Below are 22,576 nucleotides of genomic sequence, written 5' to 3'. Positions count from 1 at the left end.
TCGTTAGGTCCAAAGAAGCAAAGGTACAGAGGTACAAAGATTAAAAAAAGCACTATGAAAATAGTGCTTTTTTGTTTTTAGAGATGGTTGGAGACCTTTGGACCTTTGCTACTACGAACCTTTGTACCTTTATAAACTCCATCCCCCGCCAAGTGCTTTGTACAATTCAACCATTGAACTTAATTGTCTTTCAGATAATTGTGCTAGACTTAATTGTGCGTTGAAAAGGTTGGTTTCTACATCTAGAACTTCTAAGTAAGAAACGTAACCACTGTCATATCTTTCGTGAGATAGTTTGTAGTTTATTAAAGCGGCTTGCACTTGTCTATTGCGCGCTTTCCATTCTTCTTGATAGGTTCTGACGTTTTGTATAGATTGTTCTACTTCAGAGACAGCATCAATATATTTTTGTTGATAAAGAAATTTGAACTGTTCTGCTTGTTGTCTGTTTATCTCAACTCTTCTTTTGTTTTTTCCGAATGCAAATATTGGCCCAGCAATTCCGCCAGAAGCATTTTGCATATATGAGCTTCCGAGAAAAAGATTACTCAAATCGGCACTGGCAAATCCAGCAATTGCAGCTAGATTGATAGACGGAAAACGCATTGCCTGGGCTACGCCAATTCTTTCGTTTGCTGCTGCATATCTTAATTCGGCCGCTTTTACATCGGGTCTGTTTTCTAATAAGGCAGACGGAATTGATAATGGAATTTTGCTGACTATCTGCAACTCGGTATTACTTTTTCCTCTCGGAATTTCAGTAGGAAGCTGACCTGTTAGCAACGCAATTGCATTTTCTTGAAACGTTATTTGTCTTTCAATATTCGGAATTGCTGCTTCGGCAATGGCAACCTGCTGTTCAATCTGCACTTTGTCAACTTCAGAGATATAGCCTTTCGCAAATCTTTCGCTTATAATTTCATAGTATTTTTGTCTTGTTTCAAGAGTGTGTTTGGTAATTTCCAGCTGATCATCAAAATTTCGCATCTGAAAGTATGCGATTGCAATATTGGCAACGATATCAGACAATATTACTTTTCGAGCTTCTTCTGTAGCGAGAAGTTCATTTTTGACAGCATTGTTTTCATGGCGAAATTTCCCCCAAAAGTCAAGTTCCCATGACATGCTTGCGCCAGCCGTTGACGGAGTAATGTATTTCTTGTTGCTGTTTATAGTAGCTCCATATTGAAAAGACGGAAACAAATCGGCTTTGGAATAACCTAATTCAGCACGAAACTGTTCAATTCTTGAAACCGCAATTTTTAAATCGTAATTATTCTCAAGTCCTTTTTGAATAAGACCTTTTAAAACATCATCATTAAACAAATCAAACCATTTTAAATTGGTTACCGAAGCGAGACTGTCTAAATTTCTTTCGTTTTTATAAGAATCTGATTTTAACTGCTCAGGTTTTTTATATTTTGGTCCGACCATACATCCCACTGGGAAAAAGGAAAGAACCAATACGATAACGATTATTTTATATTTCTTACTCATGGTCTGTAGTATTTGATTCTACATTGTTTTCTCGTGCTACGATTGCTTCTTCTTTCTTGTGTCCAATTTTTTCAATCATAACAAATAGACCTGGTACAATTAATACACCTAAAACGGTGGCGATTAACATACCGCTAAATACAGCCATTCCCATTACAATACGGGCTTGAGAACCTGCACCTGTAGCGGTTAGCAACGGAACTACTCCTAAAATGAAAGCGAAAGCAGTCATTAAGATCGGTCGAAAACGAAGTCTTGCCGCGTACATTGCCGATTCGTAAAGAGGTTTTCCTTTTTCATATTCTTCTTTGGCAAACTCAACAATAAGAATAGCATTTTTCGCCACTAATCCGATAAGTAAAACGAGTCCAATTTGAGCAAAAACGTTGTTGACATAAGCATCACTTCCAAATCTTGCTAAAAGAAGCCCTAAGAAGGCTCCAAAAACTGCAAAAGGCGCTCCAAGAAGTACACTAAAAGGTAGTTTCCAGCTTTCGTATTGTGCTGCTAGGATTAAGAATACAAAGACCAATGCCATAATAAATACAGAAGATCCTCCAGGAGAATGTTTTTCCTGATAAGATAAGTTAATGTAATCGTAACTCATATCTGCAGGTAAGGTCTGTTTGGCGACTTCTTCTAATGCAGTTAAAGCTTGAGCACTACTATAACCATCGTTGGGACTTCCTCCAATTTCAGCAGATCGGAATAAGTTTAAACGATTCGTAAAATCGGGACCTGAAACTTTAGTTGCCGTAACTAATGTCGAAACCGGAAGCATATCGCCTTTATTGTTTTTGACATAAATCATGTTTAAATCTTCTGGTTTTACACGATTAAAGGCTTCTCCCTGCACATACACTTTGTATTGACGCCCGAAACGGTTAAAGTCGTTTACATAACTTCCTCCTAAAAAGGCTCCAAGTGCTTCGGTAACTTTAGAAACAGGTATTCCTAATTTCATTGCTTTGTCATTGTCGATATCCAGCTTAATTTGTGGAGTACCAGCATTAAAAGTGGTATAAATTCGTTTTATCTCAGGACGCTGTTGTGCTGCGGCAATAAATTTTTGTGTCTGTTCTGCTAAATACTGTGGTGTATTTCCTCCGCGGTCTTGCAACATTAAGCTAAATCCAGCGGAAGCTCCCAAACCTTGAATTGCAGGCGGGCCAAATGAAAAACAGGTTGCCGTCGTAATTTGAGTAGCCAGTTTTTTATTGAATCGGTCTACAAACTGTTTAGCCGTTTCGGCTCTTTCTTCCCAAGGTTTTAGAGAAATGAAGATGAAAGCATTATTTGGCTGGTAGGAGTTTGTAAGCATACTAAATCCGTTTATCGTTGTATATGATAAAATCGATTTTTCTTCTTTAAGGAAACTGTCTACTTTTTTAGATATTTCATCGGTACGCTGTAAAGATGATGCAGGAGGCAAGGCAATATTTACTAAAACATAACCTTGATCTTCCTCAGGAATAAATCCTAACGGAATCTTTTTGCCCAAAAGAACAATGGAAACCAGAATGACAGCTAGTAAAACAACAATACGCATTGCTTTTTTGGCAAAAAATGTTGCTCCGCCAATATATTTTCCTGTCACATTTTCGAAAACTCTATTAAACCAAGAAAAGAATTTAGCAAGCCATCCTTTTTGCTGATCGATAGGTTTTGTTGGTTTTAATAACATAGCACAAAGGGCAGGACTTAAAGATAAAGCACTAAATGCCGAAAAGGCGACCGAGACGGCAATAGTTATGGCAAATTGCTGATAAAAACGTCCCGTAATTCCCGGAGTCATAGCTACTGGAATAAAAACGGCACATAGAATCAATGCAATGGCAATTACTGGTCCCGAAACCTCTTTCATAGCCTGAACAGTTGCTTCTTTAGGAGTTTTTCCGTGTTCGATATGATGTATTACGGCTTCTACAACCACAATTGCATCATCGACCACGATACCAATTGCCAATACTAATCCTAAAAGCGAAAGGGTATTGATCGAAAATCCCAACATTGGGAAAACGGCAATAGTACCAACCAATGAAACAGGAACTGTAATTAACGGAATTAAAGTGGCGCGCCAGTTTTGGAGGAATATAAATACTACTATAATAACTAAAATAATAGCTTCAAAAAGGGTATGAACAATATCATCAACCCCTGCGGTAATGGCAAGTGTGGTGTCTAAAGATTCTTGATATACAACATCTTGCGGAAATCGCTCTGACAATTGTTTCATAGTTGCTTTTGCAGTTTCTGCTACGTCTAGCGCATTACTTCCAGGCATTTGGTACAAAGCCACAACGGCACTTGGAGAACTGTTTCTTCTGGCTGTTGAACTGTAATTTTCAGTTCCTAATTCGATTCGAGCAATATCGGCAAGTAAAACTTGTGCTCCATCTTCTTTGCTTCGAACTACGATATTTCCAAATTCTTTTTCAGTTACCAATCGGTCTTGAAGTGTTACGCCGTATGTAAATTCAGTATTAGGAGGCGCTGGTTCAGCTCCAAATTTTCCTCCCGGACTGATCATATTTTGTGCATTCAGTGCATTTTTGACATCTTCTACGGTTACACCGAGTTTACTCATCACATCTGCCTTTAACCAAATACGCATGGAGTAATCACTACCTCCAAAAAGAGCAACCTCTCCAACTCCTTTGATACGAGCCAGCTGGTCAACAACATTGATACTAGCATAGTTATTTAAAAACTTAGCATCATATTTCGGATTGGTAGATGTAATGGTAAAAAGCATCATTGGGAACGAAAGCGATTTTTTTACCACAACTCCCTGCTGTTTTACGCTTGAAGGCATAAAGGGAGCAGACTGGTTTTGTCTGTTTTGTGTAAGCATATTGGCGTTGTCCAGATTTGTTCCTACGTCGAAAGTTACCTCAATGGTACAAGCGCCATCAGAAGTGTTGATCGATTTCATGTACAACATATTTTCAACACCATTCACTTTTTGTTCGATCGGAGTGGCAACTGCTTGTTCGACATTTAGCGCATTTGCTCCAGTAAAAGATGTGGTAATTTTTACAACAGGCGGGTTAATATCCGGATATTGTGAAATAGGTGTTTTTTGTAATGCCAGTAATCCAAGTATCACAATAATAATACTAATTACAATGGCAACAATCGGTCTTCGGACGAAAAATTCTCCCATAATAGTATTTGATTTAGATTACTTTGAAGCTACAGTTTCTGGATCGCCCAATTGCCACTGAACGATTTTAGGAGTAATGACACTTCCGTTTTTCAATAACGAAGTACCTCCCATGGCTATCTTGTCGCCAGGTTTTAATCCTTCTTCGATTATATAACCGTTTTTAACAGAAGGGCCTGGTTTTACAATCTGCATTTGTACTTTGTTATCATTACCAACTACGTAGACTTGATAGATTCCTTGGACTTCAATAACTGCGCGCTGCGGAATTACAATTGCGTCTTTGCGAATATCTGTAAGCAAGGCAACTTTTACATATTGACCCGGACGGAGTAATTTATCAGGATTAGGAAATGTTGCTTCAAATGTGATTGCTCCCGTAGAAGGATCGATTTGTCTGTCGGCAAAACTTACTTTTCCTTTTTCGGGATAGATAGAACCGTCAGATAATTTTATAGTGACAGTAGCTCCAGACCCTTTTAAGGCAGAATTTGGTTTGCTAAACTCTCTAAAGAGGCGCAGAAATTCCTGTTCGCTAATAGTAAATCGTACTCTAACATCGCCAAGGTCAGAAATGGTGTTTAAAATAGACATGGCGCCAGGTCTCACATAATCACCAACGCGGACTTTAGAAATACCAATTAATCCTGAAATTGGTGCTAAAATTTGGCAATAGCCCAATTCTATCTGAGCATTTTGAACCGAAGCGTCTGAGGCTTTTATTTGGGCTAAAGAAGCATTGTACGCAGCTTTTGCCGAAACCAATTCTCTTTGGCTCACCGCGTTCATTTTTGCCAATGGAGTAATCATATCCAAATCTGATTTGGTTTTTGATAATCTCGCCTGCGATTCTGCTGCAACTCCTTGGGCTTCGTTAAGTTTAGCTCTGTATGGTAAAGGATCAATTGTGTAAAGAACCTGTCCTTTTTTGACAAAACTTCCTTCTTTGAAGTTCATGCTTTCAATAATACCATCAACTCGTGGGTTAATTTGTATGTCTGATTGACCAAAAGTCTGCCCCGTATATTCAGATTCTAAATCTACATCTTGCTGTAAAACTGAAGTAACTGAAATTTCTAATGGTTTGGGCGCTGGCGGAGTTTCTTTTTTGCAAGAAAAAAATAAGAAACTTAATAAAATTGCTGAGGAGTAGATTTTGTTCATTGTTAAATTCTTTTAGATAAAATTCATTAAATACAACTAATTAAAAACCAGTAAAGTGCAATAGCTAAGTTAGCGTTTTTTTGTTTAAGTGGTTAAATATTGTGCAGATTTTGTTAATTTTAGTTAAAATTTTATCTATCTGTATATCAGTTTATAATGAAAATTAAGATGAAATACTGCTTACTGCCGATAAACTACATTTTTGTAAGAATAAATTATTTAATGGACTAGTAATAATAATTCAAAAACTTTAGTAATCATGTCAAAAAATAACAAGAAAAAACATAAAAAAGAAGGAGATGATGATAATGATTTAAAAAAATTAAATAAAAAGGAATTGTTACATCGAGCTAAAAAATTCTCTGAGCAATATTGTGTTGGTGATGATAAGAATTTTACATTAAAAGATAAACCAACGTCTTATTCTGGCGAAGCAGAAAAGTTCTCGGTTCAAAAAACATTAAAAATGGGAATTAAGGCTCTCGCTGCCATGCAGGATATTTTGTATGCGCAAGATAAATGGTCGGTTCTTATTATTTTTCAAGCCATGGATGCTGCTGGAAAAGACGGTGCAATCAAGCATGTCATGTCAGGCATAAATCCGCAGGGCTGTCAAGTTTCTTCTTTTAAAGGACCAAGTTCAGAAGAATTAGACCATGATTATTTATGGCGCTGTCAAAAGCATCTTCCCGAAAGAGGGCGAATCGGGATTTTCAATCGCTCTTATTATGAAGAAGTGCTGGTGGTTCGTGTTCACGAACAAATATTAAAGAGTCAAAAAATCCCTGAAAAATTGATAAAAGAAAATATCTGGGAGAATCGTTTTGAAGACATTCGAAACTTTGAAAAATATCTGAATAGAAACGGAACAGTTGTCATTAAATTTTTTCTAAATGTTTCTAAAGAGGAACAAAAGAGAAGATTTATAGAAAGAGTTGACAATCCTGATAAAAATTGGAAATTCAGTGCAGCCGATGCTAAAGAACGTGGCTATTGGGACGACTACATGCACGCATACGAAGAATTAATCAAAAATACATCAACCAAAAAGTCGCCTTGGTATGTAATTCCCGCCGATAATAAATCGTATGCTCGAATTGCAATTGCTTCTGCAATCATTCATGCTTTAGACGAAATGGATTTGGAATACCCGAAAGTAAGTCCAGAGAAAATAGCAGAACTTAATGAGGTTAAAAAGGCATTGTTAGAAGAGAAAGAGTAACTTTTTACAACTATAAACATTCATTTGTAATTGTGAATTAGTATTATCTTAATCTTTCTTAATATGATTTCTAAGCTTTTGCCCTCACTAGACTGGATTAAAAATTATGAAAAACAGAATCTCAAAAGAGACTTTATTGCAGGTGTAACTCTCGCTGCTTACGGAATTCCTGTTTCTCTTGCCTATGCAACTCTTGCAGGTTTACCGCCTCAATATGGAATTTACGGATATCTCATTGGCGGAATATTTTATGCTTTGTTAGGATCCAGTAAACAGCTTGCAATAGGTCCGACATCTGCTATTTCTTTATTAGTAGGCACAACTATAGCAACCATGGCCAATGGCGATGTGCAGCGTTGGTCTGAAATTGCCTCGCTTACAGCATTGGTATTTGCGGGAATGGCAATCATCGCTTATTTGTTGAGGTTAAGCGGTATTATTAATTTTATTAGCGAAACCGTTTTGGTTGGGTTCAAAGCGGGTGCGGCGATCACTATTGGTTTAACGCAATTGCCAAAATTGTTTGGTGTTGAAGGAGGCGGAGATAATTTTGTGGAAAGAATTATGGTTCTTTTCAACCAAATTCCAGAAATGAATATGGCTGTTTTCATTTTTGGAATAATTGCCATTCTGATATTAATTATAGGAGAAAAAGTAGCCCCTCAGTTTCCAGTTGCCATATTTATTGTCATTTTATCAATTATTCTTATTTCGAGTACCTCATTAAAATATGCAGAATTCAAAACAGTCGGGATTATTCCGACTGGACTTCCTGAATTTCATCTGCCTTCTCTCCGAATTCGAGATGTCGAAGGAGTTTTGCCACTCTCAATGGCTTGTTTTTTATTATCTTATATAGAAAGTGTTTCTGCTGGACGCACCTTAGCACAAAAAAATGGATATGTTATTGATCCGCGCCAAGAACTTCTGGCGCTTGGAGTTGCTAATGCGGCTGTTTCATTTGGACATGGTTATCCCGTTGCTGGCGGTTTGTCGCAATCAGCTGTAAATGATGCTGCTGGAGCTAAAACACCATTGTCACTTTTGTTTGCTTCGGGAGCTATCGCCTGTTGTCTTTTGTTTTTGACAGGATATCTTCAAAATCTGCCAACCGTAATTCTGGCCGCTATTGTTCTAGTAGCGATAAGAGGTCTTTTTGATTGGAAAGAAATGAGACATCTTTATAAAATAAACAAACAAGAATTTGCTGTTGTAATGATTGCGCTAGCAGGAGTATTGATCTGGGGAATTCTCGCGGGAGTTTTACTTGCAACACTTGTAACTTTGTTGCTTTTATTGAAAGCCGCTTCAAAACCACACGTCGCTTTTTTGGGAAAAGTTCCTGGAACTAGGGTTTATACAGATTTGAAAAGACATCCAGACAACGAGGAAATAGAGCACGTATTGATTGTTAGAATCGAATCTTCCATATTTTATTTCAATGCGGAATATATTAAAGAAAGAATTTTGGAAAAAATCTACGGTGAACAGGATTCTTTAAAGACGGTAATATTAGATCTCAATTCTTCACCTCGTATCGATATTGCCGGTGCACGTTTCTTAAAGAATTTATTTATTGATTTACAAGCAAAAAACGTTACTCTAAAAATTGCCGAAGCCCGTTCTGATGTGAGGGACAGTCTGCGAGCAGAAAACCTTGAAATTCTATTTGGGCATATTAGCCGTTCTGTTTCAGTAGATGATTTGGTACAGCTTTCTATAAAAGAACATCAAAAGCATTAAAATGTGTTATAAATCAATACATAAAGTGCCGAAAGATGTTAAAAAAATGAGATAATTAGGGAAAGGTCATTTTTAATCTCAAAATAAACTCTAAATTTGCCGCAGATTTTAAAGAAAATCTAAAAAACATATATTTCTTAACTTAAAACTGTTTATAGCATGCAACTGTATAACACTTTAAGCGCAGAAGAAAGAGCCATCATGATCGATGATGCAGGTAAACAACGACTTACGTTGTCTTTCTATGCGTATGCCAAAATTCAAGATCCACAAAAATTTCGTAACGATTTATTCATTGCCTGGAATGCACTCGATGCATTAGGAAGAATTTATGTTGCCAATGAAGGAATTAATGCTCAAATGAGCGTTCCTGCCGAAAATTTTGAAGCTTTTAGAGAAACGCTTGAAGCTTACGATTTCATGAAAGGCATACGATTGAATGTTGCTGTAGAGCAAGACGATCATTCCTTTTTAAAATTGACTATCAAAGTGCGTCACAAAATCGTTGCTGACGGTTTAAATGATGATACTTTTGATGTTACTAATATTGGCGTTCACTTGAAAGCCAAAGAATTCAATGAAATCCTTGATGATCCAAACACAATTGTAGTAGATTTTAGAAATCACTACGAAAGTGAAGTAGGACATTTTAAAGGTGCGATTACTCCAGATGTTGAAACTTTCAGAGAGAGTTTGCCAATCATTAACGAACAGCTTAAAGATCACAAAGACGATAAAAATCTGGTAATGTATTGTACTGGAGGTATCCGTTGCGAAAAAGCCAGTGCTTATTTCAAGCACCAAGGTTTCAAAAATGTTTATCAATTAGAAGGCGGAATTATTAATTACGCTAAACAATTGAAAGAAGAAGGTTTAGAAAGCAAATTCATTGGAAAAAACTTCGTATTTGATAATCGTCTAGGCGAAAGAATTACAGATGATATTATTTCGCAATGTCACCAATGCGGAAAACCTTGCGATAATCACACGAATTGCGAAAATGACGGTTGTCATTTATTATTTATTCAGTGTGACGATTGTAAAGCGGCAATGGAAAACTGCTGTTCTACAGAATGTTTAGAAATCATCCACATGCCATTAGTTGACCAAGTTCGTTTAAGAACTGGAAAACAAGTTGGAAATAAAGTGTTTAGAAAAGGAAAATCTGAAAACTTGAAATTCAAACATTCAGGCGAACTTCCTGAAACGGCTTTAGCTACAGCTCAAAAACCAGCTGATATCCGTCAGAAAATAAAAGTAAAGAAAGTACTTCTTGGAAAAGCAGAACATTATTATGTGAAAGCTCAAGTTGGACAATTTACTGTAGAAAATCACGAATTAAACAGCGGTGATAAAATCCTTATTTCTGGGCCTACAACTGGTGAACAGGAAATGGTTTTGAACAGAATCATTGTTAATGGCGCAGAAACTCAATCTGCTAAAATTGGTGACAAGATTACTTTTGAGGTTCCATTTCGTATTCGTTTGTCAGATAAATTGTATAAAATTGTAAATTAGCAAAATTTTTATGCTAATTTATTTATGTCACAATCGTTTACCAAATTATGGATTCATGTAATTTGGGCTACCAAAAATCGTCAAGAATTAATTAATCGTTCAATTGAGAAGAACTTGTACGATTACATTTGGCAAGAGTTAATAGAACTTGGTTGCCCTGTTAGAATCATAAATGGAATGCCAGATCATGTGCATGTTTTATTTTTACAAAATCCACAAAAAACTATCACAGATATTGTAAAGCAAATCAAAGGAAGTTCTTCTCATTTTATGAATAGAGGAGAATTTATCCTTGAAAAATTTGCATGGCAAACTGGTTTTGGTGCTTTCTCTGTCAGTGAATCTCAGTTAAATGCTGTTTATAATTACATTAAAAATCAAAAAGAACATCATCTTAAGAAAAATGGACAAGATGAATTTGATGAGTTTGTAAAATTGCATGGGTTGGGAGATAAATGATAGCTTGACTCCATAATACGTTTCCCGTGGTTGAAACCACGGGCTATATTTGAAAAACACAACGTAAGAAAAACATAACCTGCGGTTTCAACCGCAGGAACGCAAAGAATATCCACAACGATTGTGTATTTTGCAAAATTGAATTTGAAATGCACAATAATCGTTTGTTGTGTTTGAAATCGTGAGCTATATTATACTACTGCAAATAATTTTTAAAATATAGACTATGATATAAATCATAGTAATCTAATTATAGCCACATTATTTTTGTCATTTGTATATTAAATCAAAAATGACACTTACCGATAAAATTGAACTTATGTCTCCAGCTGGAGATTTTGAGTCGCTTCAGGCTGCTTTAGACAATGGCTGTGATTCAGTATATTTTGGAGTCGAACAGCTTAATATGCGTGCACGTTCAACTGTAAATTTTACAATTGATGATTTAAAAGAAATTGCCAATCGTTGCGAAGCCAAAAATGTTCGAAGTTATCTTACATTAAACACCATTATTTACGATCACGATTTATCAGTCGTAAAAACATTATTGACAAAAGCTAAAGAAGCGAATATTACAGCCGTAATTGCTTCTGATCAAGCGGTAATTGCTATGGCAAGATTAATTGGCATGGAAGTTCACATTTCAACACAGTTGAATGTAACCAATATTGAAACCATAAAATTTTACAGTCTATTTGCTGATACAATGGTTTTAAGTCGTGAATTGAGTTTGCGTCAAGTAAAAAATATCACAGACCAAATTGAAAAAGAACAGATCAAAGGACCAAACGGAAATTTAGTTGAAATCGAAATCTTTGGTCATGGCGCTTTGTGTATGGCGGTTTCTGGAAAATGTTATTTGAGCTTGCATTCCCATAATTCATCAGCGAATCGTGGTGCTTGCAAACAAAACTGCCGAAAAAAATATACAGTTATCGATCAGGAAACAGGTTTCGAAATCGAATTGGATAATGAATATATGATGTCACCTAAAGATTTATGTACACTGGATTTCTTAGATCAGGTTATCGATTCGGGAGTTAAAGTTTTAAAAATCGAAGGACGTGGCCGTGCACCAGAATATGTGGCAACGGTAACCAAAACCTATCGTGAAGCTATCGATGCATATTATGACGGAACTTTTTCAAAAGAAAAAACTGTAGATTGGATGAAAGCTTTAGAAACTGTTTACAATCGCGGATTCTGGTCTGGATATTATCTAGGTCAGGAATTAGGCGAATGGAGCGGTATTCCGGGATCTGCAGCGACTCAGAAAAAGGTTTATGTGGGTAAAGGAACGCATTATTTTCCAAAAGCTGAGGTTGGGCAATTTAAGATTGAAGCTTATGATATTAAAATCGGAGATAAAATTTTAGTTACTGGACCAAGTACAGGAGCTCAGGAAATGATTATTGAAGAAATGTTCGTGAATGATTTAACGGTAGAAAAAGCAACAAAAGGAGACGATTGTACTTTTAAACTTCCATTCAGGATCAGAATGTCGGACAAATTATATAAAATTGTTGAGGCGTAATGGTTATCATAACTTTACAAAGAGATAAGTGCATTGGCTGTAATTATTGCGTTGAAATGGATCCGACTCATTTTCAAATGTCAAAAAAAGATGGGAAATCGGTTTTGATTCATTCTGTAAATGCAAAAGGCTTTTTTACTTTAAAATCCCCAAATCATGCGATTGTTGAAAGCTGTGAATTGGCTGCGAAAGCTTGTCCTGTAAAGATTATTACGGTTAAGCAGACTTAAAATCTATAAATTAAAATAACAAACCCTATTTTGTAACATTACAAAATAGGGTTTGTTGTTTATGATAAGAGAAATTTAAATTCCAATTTTAGCATTGATATTATGCTTGTCAACATAAGTTTGTGCAACATTCATCAATTTGGTAAACTTTGCATCTATATCTTTTTGAGTAGAAGCGTCAAAATCTGCAATTGCTTTTTCAATTTGTTCTGGTGAAGCCTTTTCATCTTTCAGTTTAGCGATTGGCAAGTAGCCTTCTTTCTGTTTCGCAATTGCATAAGTAAATAAGTCTTTAGATGCCTGAAGAAGTTCTTTATTGTCTTCATCTTCCGGTATGTCTTGAATTGTTTTTAATCGCGTTTCTAAATTCGTTATATCATATTTAAAAGAGTCTTGATAAGTAGACGGAATCATCTTTTTTTGAGTTTCATCATAAACTTGTGCTTCAGATTGCAACTTTTCATTGATTTCTTTACTTCCAAAACGAGATAATAAATTCGAATTTAAAGCAGCAATTTCAAAGGTTTTTTCTGGTGAAAGGTTAGTGCATGATGTAGAAATTAAGCTTCCGGCAATTAATACTAAAAATAGAGTTGTGGCATTTAAGATTTTTTTCATTTTTGAATTTATTTATTATTTATCCTTTTAAAATTTTACTTTTCTCGGCATCAAATTCCTCCGAAGTTAAGATTCCAGCATCTAGAAGTTCTTTTAAATCTAATAATGCTTTTTTCTTTGCTTCCATCGAATTTGAAACTTCGGCTTTTGGTGCTTCGGGTTGTTGTGGAGTATTTATTGGATTTACAACAGTTCCTGACGGAGCATATTTCAGAATAAGTTCTGTAATTTCATTAAAGCCTTTTACATTCGAATAATCTATTGCTTTTTGTTCTTTTACGTTTACGATTGACGCATCGGCTTTATTATCTAATAAATATTTTACAACATCTTTCTTTCCATTTGTGGCGCTGTAATGAAGTGGCGTATTTCCAGATTCGTCTTGAATATTGATGTTTGCTCCAGCTTCGATAAGCAGTTTAACCATACTTAAGTTCCCTTTTTTGGTTGCTACATGCAGCAGACTTTCTCCACCATAATTGTATGAACTGTTCAAAGTAAAACTCGATTCGTTTGAAATATTTGTGGCGCTAACAATCCAATCCAAATAATCATTCATTGAAGAAGTGTCGCCAGCTAAAGGTTTGCTGTAATTTACATCAACTCCGTTTTCTAAAAACAAAGCCACGATTTCCTTTTGATTATTCGCGCAAGCGTACCAAATAGGAGAATGTCCAGTATTGCTTGAAGTAAATACATCTGCACCTCTTTCAATCAATAATTTAGCTAGCATTCTGTTTGTTTCATAACAAGCAATTAAAAGTGCATTTTCACCAGAATGATTCGCGTGGTTTATATCGGCACCATTATCTAAAAGCAATGTCACCATCGGAATCGATTTGGAATAACAAGCATAAATAAGAGGCGTATTTCCTTGTTTATCGGTTACATTAATATCGGCTCCATTGTCTAAAAGCAACTGGATAATTTCTCTATTTAATTTTGTCGAAGCCAATAATAGCGGAGTTTCTCCATTGCTATTCAGTAAATTAACCTCGATTCCAGCTTGAAGCAACTTTGTTGCAATTTCAATTTGACCCGTCTGAACGACTAAATGCAACAGACTATTTCCGTATTTATCATTCTTCGTGATTTCTGCTTCGTTTTCTAAAAGATGCAGCGCCGTTTGTTTTTGTTTTTGAAGGCAGGCAAAATATAAAGGCGTTTCTCCTTGATGGTCTTCGTAGTTAATATCGGCACCTTCTTCGATTAGAATTTTCACAGTATCGAGATAACCGCGGTGTGCGGCATAATGAAGAGCAGTTCTTCCAAGTTCGTCTGTATATTTTACATCTACTTCTTTATTTTGAAGCAGCAATTCGGCTATTTTTCGGTTGCCGTTTTCGCAGGCAACTATAAATGACATTGACATGTTTGAATAATTTTAAGTAAATGATTGTTTTATTGTTTCATTAAAAGTTCAACCGTTTTAATTTTAAGATTATCTCCAGAAGCAAGCATTAGAGCAGTTTCGTCTTTATCGTTTGTAATCGAAATGTCGGCTCCCTGATCTAATAATAGTTTTACTTTTCTATAGGTTTCTTTTGCCATTTCTGCGTCGTAATTGACATTATAGGCGCAAACTTTATGCAAAATCGTATTTCCTTGATTATCTTGCTCATTAACGTCAACCGATCCGCTGTCAAGCACCGATTTTAAAATGCCCGATTTTTTCTCAACGATATAATCTACGCCCGATTTCGGATTTCCATAATATTGGGCACAATGATTTAAATCGGCTCCATCTGATAATAATCTTTGTAGCGAATTCAGATCGTATTCAGAATCAGACATCATTCGGATAAATTCTGTGAGTAAAGTTTTTCCATTTTTATTGATGCTATTAAAATTGGCTGATGATGATTCTGCTAAAAGTTCGTACATCGGAAAAGAAAACTGTTCGGCTGCAGCGTAATAAAAAGCACTGTTTTCCTGATTATCAGTTTCATTTGGATCTGCACCATTTTCTAATAAAAATGGCAAAAGTTCTTTTCTGTTTCTTTTAACGGCGCAGATTAACGGTGTTGTGCCCACAATATTTTTTTCATTAATGTCAACGCCATTTTCTAAAAGTATAGATATATATTCTTTTACTTTTTCAGGATCTAGACCATAAGTATTCAAAATAGTGTAGATGAAATTTTCTCCTGCATTGTTCTTATACTGAGTGTTAGCTCCAAAATCATCAACTAAAACTTTAACTATTTTTGGCGAAGCTCCTTTTTCAAGAAAATAACCAAGAAGAGTTTTGTCGCTTATTTCGTCGTTAATGTTATCCATTTTCGACATTAATTCCTTGAAGAAAGCAATCGAATCTTCGTCATCTTTTATATATAAAGTCAATGGTTTGAAAATGGATTGATCAAAACTGTCCAATTCGTAAATGTCGGTCTCAATAAATCCAGCTTTTATTAATTTTTCGATGAAATCAATTTCTTTGGCGTCTATAATTTTGGCGGTAATCTGCGAAAAGTTGTTTTTGAGATATTGTTCGTTAAATTTTTCTCCGTTATTTAGACATTCTCTGGCCTCGTCAAATTTTCCTTGAAAAAGGAAATTTTCAATCTGGTTTTGTGTTTGCATTAGAAATATATTTAAAAATGATGATAAGTTTTAATTGCAATTAGGTTTGCAAATAGTGGCCTCGCAAACCAAGCTGTAAGATAAAACATAAAAATCGTAAATATATTTTAGGATAAAAAGTTAAAAAGAACTTTTACGATTTATAACAGACAGAAAACATTGTGTGCAAGCTTTTTTTATTAATAAGTAAGAATAAACTTCTGTTTTTTTAAGGAATTTTATTTATAAAACATTTCATTTTTTATTTAACAAACCATTAGTTTTAATCCATAAAAAGCAAAATAAAAAAAATACTATCTTTACCGATCAAACGTTTATGAACTTAAGCTGCGTTTTGGCAGCACTACATATATAATTATGGCATGTACAAGTTGTTCAACCTCAGATGGTGGTGCACCAAAAGGTTGCAAAAATAATGGGACTTGCGGCACCGATAGCTGCAATAAATTGACGGTTTTTGACTGGCTTTCTAACATGAGTCCGTCTAATGGAGAGGCGATTTTTGATTGTGTTGAGGTTCGTTTTAAAAACGGACGTAAGGAATTTTTTAGAAATTCGGAGAAATTAACTTTAAGTATTGGCGATATTGTAGCAACTGTTGCTTCGCCAGGACATGATATTGGAATTGTAACTCTTACAGGAGAATTGGTAAAGATTCAAATGAAGAAAAAGGGGGTGAATTACGAAAGTAACGACGTTCCAAAAATTTATAGAAAAGCATCTCAAAAAGATATCGATATCTGGTCTGTGGCCCGCGATCGTGAAGAACCAATGAAAGTTCGTGCGCGTGAATTGGCAATTCAGCATAAACTTGAAATGAAAATTTCGGATATCGAATTTCAAGGAGACGGATCTAAAGCCACTTTTTACTACACAGCAAACGATCGTGTCGATTTTAGAATGCTGATTAAAGATTTTGCTAAAGAATTCAGTACTAGAGTAGAAATGAAACAAGTTGGTTTCCGTCAGGAAGCAGCTCGTTTAGGTGGAGTTGGTTCTTGCGGACGTGAACTTTGCTGTTCTACTTGGTTAACAGATTTTAGAAGTGTAAATACATCAGCAGCTCGTTATCAGCAATTATCATTGAATCCGCAGAAATTGGCGGGGCAATGCGGAAAATTAAAATGCTGTCTAAACTATGAGTTAGACACTTACATGGACGCATTAAAGGATTTTCCTGATTACGATACAAAATTGATTACGGAAAAAGGAGACGCTGTCTGCCAAAAACAAGATATTTTTAAAGGATTAATGTGGTTTGCTTACACCAATAATTTCGCAAACTGGCATGTTTTAAAAATTGATCAGGTAAAAGAAATTATTGCTGAAAACAAGTTGAAAAACAAAGTTTCATCTTTAGAAGATTTTGCCGTTGAGGTTACTTCAGAGCCAGAAAAAGACTTCAATAACGCAATGGGACAAGAGAGTTTGACTCGTTTTGATCAGCCAAAAAGAAAGAAAAAACCAAATCGCAAACGTAAACAAAATGCTGAGCCAGCTGGTGTGGCAACTCCGGTAAAACCACAGCAGGAAAAAAATGCGAATAACGCTAAACCAGCAGGAAATAATAATCCGAACAACGCTGGAAATGCGAACAATGGAAATGCTGGGAATAAACCAAATCCAAACAAGTCAAATCATAAGAAAAAGCATAATTCGAATAAAAACAATCCGAATAAGCAGAATTCAAATGAAAATAAACCTGCTGAACCTAGAAAACCAATAACGAATACTAAAAATGAGAATAAAAAATAGCGGAATTCTTCTCTTGGCAGCAATACTTCTTTTTTCTTGCGATAAAAAAAGAGTATTCGATGAGTATAAATCTGTTGGAAGTGCCTGGCACAAAGACAGTATCATAACTTTTGATCTGCCAGTTTTAGATTCTACAAAAAGATACAATGCTTTTGTAAACATACGAGATAACAACAATTATCCGTTTAATAATTTGTTTTTGATTGTTTCAATAGAAATGCCAAACGGATTTACAAAAGTGGATACCTTAGAATATCAAATGGCTGAGCCAGACGGAACATTACTTGGAAACGGATTTTCGGATATAAAAGAAAGTAAACTGTATTACAAAGAAGATGTAAAGTTTAGAGGAAAATACAAAGTTCACATCAAACAAGCTGTTAGACAATCAGGTAAAATTCCTGGAGTTGAAGCTTTGCAAGGAATTACAGACGTTGGTTTTAGAATAGAACAAAAAGATTAGAAAAATAGTTATGGCTGCTAAAAAAAACAATCCATCAAATAAAACTAAGGATATTAATTATTACAAGAAGAAATTCTGGAGAGTATTTGCGTACTCTTTGTTAGGAGTTTTAGCTTTCTTCTTATTTGCCTCATGGGGTTTATTTGGATCTATGCCTTCATTTGAAGATTTAGAAAATCCAGATTCAAACCTTGCAACAGAGATTATTTCTTCTGACGGAGTAGTGCTAGGTAAGTATTTCAAGACCAACAGATCTCAGCTTAAATATTCAGATTTGCCTAAAAATCTGGTTGAAGCGCTTGTCGCTACTGAAGATGCTCGTTTCTACGAGCACTCTGGGATTGACGGACGCGGAACGTTAAGAGCTGTTTTTAGTTTAGGAACAAATGGAGGTGCAAGTACATTAACTCAACAGCTTGCAAAACAGTTGTTTCATGGTGAAGGTTCTAAATTCCTTCCTTTCAGGATTGTACAAAAAATAAAAGAATGGATTATCGCTATTCGTCTGGAAAGACAGTATACGAAGAATGAAATCCTAGCAATGTACTGTAACGTTTATGACTTCGGAAATTATTCTGTTGGGGTAAGTTCTGCAGCGCAAACTTATTTTTCTAAAGATCCAAAAGACTTGACAGTTGACGAATCGGCTATTTTGGTTGGAATGTTCAAAAACTCAGGTTTATACAATCCGGTTAGAAATCCAGAAGGAGTGAAGAATCGCCGTAATGTGGTTTTATCTCAAATGGCAAAAGCAAAAATGATTTCAGAGGCTGAGAAAGAAAGACTTCAAGCTTTGCCAATTACTTTGAAATTTAAACTAGAAAGCCACCGTGAAGGTATTGCAACTTACTTTAGAGAATATCTTCGTGATTATATGAAGAAATGGGTAGCAGAAAACAAAAAACCTGACGGTTCTGACTACGATATTTACAAAGACGGACTTAAAATCTATACTACGATAGATTCTAGAATGCAAACTTATGCTGAAGAGGCTGTTGCGGCACACATGCAAAACCTTCAACAGCAGTTTTTTATTGACCAGAAAAACAATAAAAATGCTCCTTTCGTAAATATTACCCAAGCTGAGACTGATAGAATCATGATGCAAGCGATGAAGAATTCTGTTCGCTGGGCGCAAATGAAAGAAATGGACAAAAGTGAAGATGATATTATTGCTTCATTCAAAGTAAAAACAAAAATGCGTGTCTTTACTTGGAAAGGAGAAAGAGATACAGTAATGACGCCATTAGATTCTATTCGTTACTACAAGCACTTTTTACAATCTGGTTTAATGTCAATGGAACCTCAAACAGGAGCAATTAAAGCTTGGGTTGGAGGAATTAATTACAAATATTTCCAATACGATCACGTAGGACAGGGAGCAAGACAGGTAGGTTCTACTTTCAAGCCTTTCGTTTATGCAACAGCAATCGAAGAACTGAATATGTCTCCTTGCGATTCTATTTTGGACGGACCGTTTATGATTCATAAAGGGCGTCACCACGTAACAGAAGATTGGGAGCCAAGAAACTCTGATTACAGATACAGAGGAATGGTGACTTTAAAGCAAGCTTTAGCGGCTTCTATTAATACAGTTTCGGCTAAATTAATTGATAGAACAAGTCCAGAAGCTGTTGTAGAATTGACTAAAAAATTAGGAGTTAAAACAGAAATTCCAGTTCAGCCTTCAATCGCATTAGGTGCAGTTGATATTACGGTTGAAGATATGGTTGCGGCATATAGCACATTTGCAAACCAAGGAGTTTATGTAAAACCACAGTTTTTAAGCAGAATTGAGAACAAAAGCGGAGAGGTTATTTACGAACCGATTCCTGAGTCTCACGACGTTTTAAATAAAGATATTGCTTTTGCAGTAATCAAATTACTTCAAGGGGTAACAGAAAGTGGTTCTGGTGTGCGTTTACGTACGCAAGGCGGAGGAAGTGGAGATAACCGTTGGACGGGATATCCGTACATGTTTACAAATCCAATTGCAGGTAAAACTGGAACAACACAAAACCAGTCTGATGGTTGGTTTATGGGAATGGTTCCTAACTTAGTAACTGGAGTTTGGGTTGGATGTGAAGATCGTTCAGCACGTTTCAAAAGTTTGACTTATGGACAAGGAGCAACCGCGGCTTTACCAGTTTGGGGTTACTTCATGAAAAAGTGTTATGCTGATAAAGATCTGCAGGTTTCAAAATCTGAATTTGAACGTCCGGCAAACCTTTCAATAAAAGTAGATTGCTATCAAAGGCCAGCTGTAGTAAAAGATACTACTCAAACCGAACAAAATACAGATGAATTCGAATTGTAACAATGTTGCAATAAAGCTTATCTAATTATATTTCAATCCCTTTACAACTCTTTAAGAAGATTAGTAAAGGGATTTTTCTTTTAGTTTTATTTTTACGAAATCGTTATAATTTCATCTAAAAATCTTATTTTTATCAAAAATATTCAGCAATTAAGATAGTTTGTTATGATAACAAAAAAAGTAAATAGCGTTCAGGAAGCTATTCAAGGAATTCAAAACGGCATGACCATCATGTTTGGAGGATTCGGATTATGTGGTATTCCTGAAAATATAATAGCAGCTTTAGTAAATACATCAATTTCAGATTTAACTTGTATTTCAAACAATGCGGGAGTAGATGATTTTGGTTTGGGATTGTTGCTGCAGAAAAAGCAGATCAAGAAAATGATTTCTTCTTATGTGGGAGAAAATGCAGAATTCGAACGTCAGATGCTTTCAGGAGAATTAGAAGTTGAATTAACTCCACAAGGAACTCTTGCAGAACGTTGCCGTGCAGCTCAGGCTGGAATTCCAGCATTCTTTACTCCAGCAGGCTACGGAACTGAAGTAGCAGAGGGAAAAGAAGCACGAGAATTCAACGGAAAAATGCACATTATGGAAGAAGCTTTCAAAGCCGATTTTGCAATTGTAAAAGCTTGGAAAGGCGACGAAGCTGGAAATCTTATTTTCAAAGGAACAGCCAGAAACTTCAATGCTTGTATGGCTGGAGCTGGAAAAATCACAATTGCCGAAGTTGAAGAATTGGTTCCGGTTGGTTCTTTAGATCCGAATCAGATTCATATTCCGGGAATTATGGTGCAGCGTATCTTTCAAGGAGAAAAGTTTGAGAAACGAATTGAACAACGCACGGTTAGAATTAGATAATTAGATAATGTGATAATTAGACAATTATCTAGATTGCGTAAATATTATCTAATTATCAAATTGACTAATTGGCACATTAACAAAATTGACACATTATTATGGCACTTAGTAAAGAAGATATAGCAAAGCGAATTGCAAAAGAGGTAAAAGACCGATATTTCGTAAACCTTGGTATCGGGATTCCGACCTTGGTAGCGAATTATGTTCGAGAAGATATAGCGGTAGAATTTCAAAGTGAAAACGGCGTTCTCGGAATGGGACCTTTTCCATTTGAAGGTGAAGAAGATGCCGATATTATCAATGCGGGAAAACAGACTATTACAACACTGCCGGGTGCAAGTTTCTTTGATTCGGCTTTTAGTTTTGGAATGATCCGAAGCCAAAAAGTAGATTTGACTATTCTTGGGGCAATGGAAGTTTCTGAAAACGGAGACATCGCAAACTGGAAAATTCCAGGGAAAATGGTTAAAGGAATGGGAGGCGCAATGGATTTGGTGGCTTCCGCCGAAAATATCATCGTTGCCATGATGCACGTAAACAAAGCAGGAGAGTCCAAAATCTTAAAAAGATGCACTTTACCATTAACGGGCGTAGGATGCGTTAAAAAGGTTGTAACTGAGCTTGCAGTTCTCGAAGTAACAGAAAAAGGTTTTAAGCTCTTAGAACGAGCGCCAGGTGTCTCAGTTGAGCATATCATCGCCTCAAGCGAAGCCGATTTGATTGTTGAAGGTGAAATTCCTGAGATGGTTTTTTAAGGTTCAAAGGCTCAAAGGTGCAGAGACTCAAAGTTGAAGTGCTAAAAATAAATTTAGATAAGAAAACTTTCTTAAGAGAAAGTTCTCTTTTTATTTTAATCAATTTCGAATAATTTAGATAGTCTTTTATTTAGATTTGCTCTGATTTAAAAAAATACGCCTTTGGAAAAGTTTGAAATCGATATAAAATGGGGAAGTTATTTGTTTATAACATATGCCTTATTTTCAATCGTTATATCACTATTAATGTTGTTAGTTAACTATGATAGTTTAAGATATTTGCCAAATATTCTAATAGTAGTTTTTATTGTTCAATTAATATATTTTACTGTTAAAGCAATATCAGAAAATAAAAAGAATGACTTAAGTAAAGGTTATAGAAAGTTTTTTGTTTTTGTTAGACTTTTAGTGTTCTTTTACCTTTTGACGTTATTTTTAAATGGAAGTGCAATTACAAATACAGGTAGTTGGTATTTGTCTTTATTTGCGCCATATAGGGGAAAAGATATTTCAGAATTAGTAGAAGATGATTCAATAGAAAATAATGGAATTACACTTAATGAGTTTATGGCTACAATAAAAAGAAAGTTCAGCAGATCATAAATTTTTATTACGCAAAAATGAAAACCGCCCAATTGGGCGGTTTTCTATTTATAAAAACTTTGTTCCTTTGCTTCTTTGAGCCTTT

18 protein-coding genes are annotated in these 22,576 nt (G+C 35.5%); 12 read left to right on the top strand and 6 right to left on the bottom strand.

Annotation, left to right across the window (positions count from 1 at the left end; genetic code table 11):
- Positions 1-129: 129 nt before the first annotated feature.
- Genes DMB71_RS17285 through DMB71_RS17275 form a run of 3 tightly spaced genes read right to left on the bottom strand, consistent with a single transcriptional unit; the run spans position 130 to position 5,827 of the window.
- Positions 130-1,497, bottom strand: coding sequence for an efflux transporter outer membrane subunit (locus tag DMB71_RS17285; RefSeq protein ID WP_111368201.1), 1,368 nt, complete (start codon positions 1,495-1,497; stop codon positions 130-132).
- A complete protein-coding gene (locus tag DMB71_RS17280) occupies positions 1,490-4,663 on the bottom strand; it encodes an efflux RND transporter permease subunit (protein WP_111368199.1) in 3,174 nt (1,057 codons plus the stop codon). Before DMB71_RS17280 ends, DMB71_RS17285 begins: the two co-directional genes overlap by 8 nt.
- A gap of 18 nt (positions 4,664-4,681) precedes the next feature.
- Positions 4,682-5,827 (bottom strand): efflux RND transporter periplasmic adaptor subunit, encoded by a 1,146-nt coding sequence (locus DMB71_RS17275; protein ID WP_111368197.1) that lies wholly within the window; start codon positions 5,825-5,827, stop codon positions 4,682-4,684.
- Positions 5,828-6,086: 259 nt separating this feature from the next.
- Here DMB71_RS17275 and DMB71_RS17270 point away from each other — a divergent pair, with 259 nt between their 5' ends.
- The 6 genes from DMB71_RS17270 (at position 6,087) to DMB71_RS17245 (ending at position 12,533) form a co-directional block, all read left to right on the top strand.
- Complete coding sequence (locus tag DMB71_RS17270; RefSeq protein ID WP_204251803.1) at positions 6,087-7,049, top strand: polyphosphate kinase 2 family protein; 963 nt, start codon at positions 6,087-6,089, stop codon at positions 7,047-7,049.
- Positions 7,050-7,112: 63 nt separating this feature from the next.
- A complete protein-coding gene (locus tag DMB71_RS17265; RefSeq protein ID WP_111368195.1) occupies positions 7,113-8,792 on the top strand; it encodes a SulP family inorganic anion transporter in 1,680 nt (559 codons plus the stop codon).
- A 159-nt stretch (positions 8,793-8,951) separates the two neighbouring features.
- Entirely contained in the window at positions 8,952-10,310 is a 1,359-nt protein-coding gene (gene trhO, locus DMB71_RS17260) for an oxygen-dependent tRNA uridine(34) hydroxylase TrhO (RefSeq protein WP_111368194.1), read from the top strand.
- A 24-nt stretch (positions 10,311-10,334) separates the two neighbouring features.
- On the top strand, positions 10,335-10,769 hold the full coding sequence (tnpA, locus tag DMB71_RS17255) for an IS200/IS605 family transposase (protein WP_111368192.1): 435 nt from the start codon (positions 10,335-10,337) through the stop codon (positions 10,767-10,769).
- Between the two features lie 292 nt (positions 10,770-11,061).
- Positions 11,062-12,303, top strand: coding sequence for a peptidase U32 family protein (locus DMB71_RS17250; RefSeq protein WP_111368190.1), 1,242 nt, complete (start codon positions 11,062-11,064; stop codon positions 12,301-12,303).
- Positions 12,303-12,533: a ferredoxin gene (locus DMB71_RS17245; RefSeq protein ID WP_111368189.1), complete on the top strand. Its 231-nt coding sequence runs from the start codon at positions 12,303-12,305 to the stop codon at positions 12,531-12,533. The genes DMB71_RS17250 and DMB71_RS17245 overlap by 1 nt, the downstream gene beginning before the upstream one ends.
- A gap of 75 nt (positions 12,534-12,608) precedes the next feature.
- On the opposite strand, the gene DMB71_RS17240 is transcribed toward DMB71_RS17245, so the two are convergent.
- Genes DMB71_RS17240 through DMB71_RS17230 form a run of 3 tightly spaced genes read right to left on the bottom strand, consistent with a single transcriptional unit; the run spans position 12,609 to position 15,734 of the window.
- A complete protein-coding gene (locus DMB71_RS17240) occupies positions 12,609-13,151 on the bottom strand; it encodes a hypothetical protein (RefSeq protein ID WP_111368187.1) in 543 nt (180 codons plus the stop codon).
- Positions 13,152-13,170: 19 nt separating this feature from the next.
- Positions 13,171-14,517 (bottom strand): ankyrin repeat domain-containing protein, encoded by a 1,347-nt coding sequence (locus DMB71_RS17235; protein ID WP_204251802.1) that lies wholly within the window; start codon positions 14,515-14,517, stop codon positions 13,171-13,173.
- A 35-nt stretch (positions 14,518-14,552) separates the two neighbouring features.
- Positions 14,553-15,734, bottom strand: a complete 1,182-nt coding sequence (locus tag DMB71_RS17230) for an ankyrin repeat domain-containing protein (RefSeq protein WP_111368184.1) — start codon at positions 15,732-15,734, stop codon at positions 14,553-14,555.
- Between the two features lie 357 nt (positions 15,735-16,091).
- Between DMB71_RS17230 and DMB71_RS17225 the strand changes: the two genes are divergently transcribed.
- The 6 genes from DMB71_RS17225 to DMB71_RS17200 all read left to right on the top strand — a co-directional run bounded on the left by DMB71_RS17225 (position 16,092) and on the right by DMB71_RS17200 (position 22,491).
- Complete coding sequence (locus DMB71_RS17225; RefSeq protein ID WP_111368182.1) at positions 16,092-17,489, top strand: PSP1 domain-containing protein; 1,398 nt, start codon at positions 16,092-16,094, stop codon at positions 17,487-17,489.
- Positions 17,473-17,952 carry a gliding motility lipoprotein GldH gene (locus DMB71_RS17220; protein WP_111368181.1) on the top strand — a complete coding sequence of 160 codons (480 nt, stop codon included), beginning with the start codon at positions 17,473-17,475 and terminating at the stop codon, positions 17,950-17,952. The genes DMB71_RS17225 and DMB71_RS17220 overlap by 17 nt, the downstream gene beginning before the upstream one ends.
- A gap of 10 nt (positions 17,953-17,962) precedes the next feature.
- Positions 17,963-20,269, top strand: a complete 2,307-nt coding sequence (locus DMB71_RS17215; protein WP_111368179.1) for a penicillin-binding protein 1A — start codon at positions 17,963-17,965, stop codon at positions 20,267-20,269.
- 165 nt (positions 20,270-20,434) lie between these two features.
- A complete protein-coding gene (locus DMB71_RS17210) occupies positions 20,435-21,133 on the top strand; it encodes a CoA transferase subunit A (RefSeq protein ID WP_111368178.1) in 699 nt (232 codons plus the stop codon).
- A 98-nt stretch (positions 21,134-21,231) separates the two neighbouring features.
- Positions 21,232-21,888 carry a 3-oxoacid CoA-transferase subunit B gene (locus DMB71_RS17205; protein WP_111368176.1) on the top strand — a complete coding sequence of 219 codons (657 nt, stop codon included), beginning with the start codon at positions 21,232-21,234 and terminating at the stop codon, positions 21,886-21,888.
- A gap of 162 nt (positions 21,889-22,050) precedes the next feature.
- Positions 22,051-22,491 carry a hypothetical protein gene (locus DMB71_RS17200; protein ID WP_162614840.1) on the top strand — a complete coding sequence of 147 codons (441 nt, stop codon included), beginning with the start codon at positions 22,051-22,053 and terminating at the stop codon, positions 22,489-22,491.
- The last annotated feature ends 85 nt before the right edge of the window (positions 22,492-22,576 follow it).

Origin of the sequence: Flavobacterium tistrianum (genome assembly GCF_003254545.1) — a bacterium.
GTDB classification, from domain to species: Bacteria; Bacteroidota; Bacteroidia; order Flavobacteriales; family Flavobacteriaceae; genus Flavobacterium; species Flavobacterium tistrianum.
Note: the sequence above shows the minus strand (reverse complement) of the source record. Positions and strands in the feature narration are given on the sequence as shown.

Excerpts from the sequence above, each read along its gene's own strand:
- DMB71_RS17285 (WP_111368201.1), bottom strand. The coding sequence starts at position 1,497 with ATGAGTAAGAAATATAAAATAATCGTTATCGTATTGGTTCTTTCCTTT.
- DMB71_RS17280 (WP_111368199.1), bottom strand. The coding sequence starts at position 4,663 with ATGGGAGAATTTTTCGTCCGAAGACCGATTGTTGCCATTGTAATTAGT.
- DMB71_RS17275 (WP_111368197.1), bottom strand. The coding sequence starts at position 5,827 with ATGAACAAAATCTACTCCTCAGCAATTTTATTAAGTTTCTTATTTTTT.
- DMB71_RS17270 (WP_204251803.1), top strand. The coding sequence starts at position 6,087 with ATGTCAAAAAATAACAAGAAAAAACATAAAAAAGAAGGAGATGATGAT.
- DMB71_RS17265 (WP_111368195.1), top strand. The coding sequence starts at position 7,113 with ATGATTTCTAAGCTTTTGCCCTCACTAGACTGGATTAAAAATTATGAA.
- trhO (WP_111368194.1), top strand. The coding sequence starts at position 8,952 with ATGCAACTGTATAACACTTTAAGCGCAGAAGAAAGAGCCATCATGATC.
- tnpA (WP_111368192.1), top strand. The coding sequence starts at position 10,335 with ATGTCACAATCGTTTACCAAATTATGGATTCATGTAATTTGGGCTACC.
- DMB71_RS17250 (WP_111368190.1), top strand. The coding sequence starts at position 11,062 with ATGACACTTACCGATAAAATTGAACTTATGTCTCCAGCTGGAGATTTT.
- DMB71_RS17245 (WP_111368189.1), top strand. The coding sequence starts at position 12,303 with ATGGTTATCATAACTTTACAAAGAGATAAGTGCATTGGCTGTAATTAT.
- DMB71_RS17240 (WP_111368187.1), bottom strand. The coding sequence starts at position 13,151 with ATGAAAAAAATCTTAAATGCCACAACTCTATTTTTAGTATTAATTGCC.
- DMB71_RS17235 (WP_204251802.1), bottom strand. The coding sequence starts at position 14,517 with ATGTCATTTATAGTTGCCTGCGAAAACGGCAACCGAAAAATAGCCGAA.
- DMB71_RS17230 (WP_111368184.1), bottom strand. The coding sequence starts at position 15,734 with ATGCAAACACAAAACCAGATTGAAAATTTCCTTTTTCAAGGAAAATTT.
- DMB71_RS17225 (WP_111368182.1), top strand. The coding sequence starts at position 16,092 with ATGGCATGTACAAGTTGTTCAACCTCAGATGGTGGTGCACCAAAAGGT.
- DMB71_RS17220 (WP_111368181.1), top strand. The coding sequence starts at position 17,473 with ATGAGAATAAAAAATAGCGGAATTCTTCTCTTGGCAGCAATACTTCTT.
- DMB71_RS17215 (WP_111368179.1), top strand. The coding sequence starts at position 17,963 with ATGGCTGCTAAAAAAAACAATCCATCAAATAAAACTAAGGATATTAAT.
- DMB71_RS17210 (WP_111368178.1), top strand. The coding sequence starts at position 20,435 with ATGATAACAAAAAAAGTAAATAGCGTTCAGGAAGCTATTCAAGGAATT.
- DMB71_RS17205 (WP_111368176.1), top strand. The coding sequence starts at position 21,232 with ATGGCACTTAGTAAAGAAGATATAGCAAAGCGAATTGCAAAAGAGGTA.